This window comes from Halomonas sp. Ps84H-12, assembly GCF_024124725.1.
Classification (GTDB): Bacteria; Pseudomonadota; Gammaproteobacteria; order Pseudomonadales; family Halomonadaceae; genus Vreelandella; species Vreelandella aquamarina.
In genome coordinates this window covers 1-1,391 of record NZ_JAMXSJ010000090.1, presented here as the reverse complement: position 1 = coordinate 1,391, position 1,391 = coordinate 1, and the positions used below count along the sequence as shown (strand labels likewise).

Here is a 1,391-nt window from a genome sequence, read left to right as displayed (position 1 = left end):
TCTCAGCGTAGCTGGGGTCGAGCGCGTGCTCGGCATCAACGAAGGCACACACTTTGCCCTGCTTTTGCGCTTGGGCAATGACCGAAAGCGTCAGGGTAGTTTTACCCGATGACTCTGGGCCAAAGATAAATGAGGACATGAACGAATCGCCGATTTCGGTACAGGATTCTTGTCAGTCTCGCCCCTCTCCACCTTTTTTTCAAATTTCCGCCAACCTCAGGATTGTCGAAACTCAAAAAACGAACCAAAGTGTCCTTTATAATTTCGTGCATGCAGAAAAGTATTTTTCATGACTTTAATTCATCATGATGATAGAGTGTACAAAAGTCAAAACTTACGGACACTTTTATGAAAATCGGGTACGCACGGGTATCGACAACTGATCAAGATTTATCGAGTCAGGTTGAAAGCCTTGAAGCCGCTGGCTGCGAGAGAATTTGGGAAGCGAAGCTTTCCGGAGTCTCCGATGAACATGAGTCCAAGTTGGGCGAGGCAATCAACTTTGTACGAGATGGCGATGTCTTGCTTGTGACACGACTAGACCGGCTTGGGAGGTCGTTAGCGAAGATCCTCAAGGTCATCGAAACAATCCACGAGAAGGGGGCAACGATCAAAACATTGGATGGAACTCTCGACACTTCTAATACCAGCCCCCTCGCAAAAGCAATGATCAATTTGTGCGGTACGTTTGCCCAGCTCGAACGGGATCTCATCCTTGATCGGACCAGCGAGGGCCGAGAACGAGCCAAGGCGAAAGGCACTCACATGGGTCGTCCGCCTGCTCTTAGCGAGAAAGAAATCAAGGATATTTACCGAAGGTTAGACAACGGAGAATCGATTGCCTCAATAGCCAGGCGCTACAAAGTGTCTCGACCCACGATCACCAGATACCGCGACAAAAGAACCAAGGACCAGATATGAGTCAGAAGAAAGCAGCTGAAAACATCGACCTCTTTGAAGGTTGGATAGCAAGGCAAACTAACGCTGATTTCAAAAATCTTGTGCGTCGTGGGCAACTCAATCGCCAGGAAGTTGCTCAGCAGGTCGGTTTTGCAAAGAGCGTTCTCCGACAAAATCCAGCTGTTAAGGCCCGTTTAGAACGACTCGAAGATGACCTTCGACCCATCGGAATTCTGCCCGAAAAAAAAGAGCAGCGATTTCAGGAAGAAAAAGAAAATAAACCTAAAAAATATGACGTTGAGGCCGGCCAACGCTCCAACGACAAGAGACGATTGCAAGAGCTAGAGGCTCAGTGCCTTGAGCTGGAGTTATTGTCAAATTCTGTGTATGGCCGGTCAGGCGGCAGTCCTGTCTGACTGATCGGTCAAGGGTTCGCCATCCTTGAACTGGACGTTGTTCACGACCAGCTCCAGCTTGTTGAACCCCTTGAT

General features: G+C 48.7%; 2 protein-coding genes and 1 pseudogene. 2 read left to right on the top strand and 1 reads right to left on the bottom strand.

What is annotated here, in order from left to right; genetic code table 11:
• Positions 1-127, bottom strand: a pseudogene (locus NH344_RS18145) (DNA recombination/repair protein RecA); the annotation flags it as partial.
• A gap of 221 nt (positions 128-348) precedes the next feature.
• On the opposite strand from NH344_RS18145, the gene NH344_RS18140 reads away from it, so the two are divergent.
• Both NH344_RS18140 and NH344_RS18135 read left to right on the top strand, forming a co-directional pair.
• Positions 349-921, top strand: coding sequence for a recombinase family protein (locus tag NH344_RS18140; protein ID WP_044630006.1), 573 nt, complete (start codon positions 349-351; stop codon positions 919-921).
• A complete protein-coding gene (locus NH344_RS18135; protein ID WP_253028288.1) occupies positions 918-1,316 on the top strand; it encodes a VPA1267 family protein in 399 nt (132 codons plus the stop codon). Before NH344_RS18140 ends, NH344_RS18135 begins: the two co-directional genes overlap by 4 nt.
• Positions 1,317-1,391: the final 75 nt, after the last annotated feature.

Excerpts from the sequence above, each read along its gene's own strand:
- NH344_RS18140 (WP_044630006.1), top strand. The coding sequence starts at position 349 with ATGAAAATCGGGTACGCACGGGTATCGACAACTGATCAAGATTTATCG.
- NH344_RS18135 (WP_253028288.1), top strand. The coding sequence starts at position 918 with ATGAGTCAGAAGAAAGCAGCTGAAAACATCGACCTCTTTGAAGGTTGG.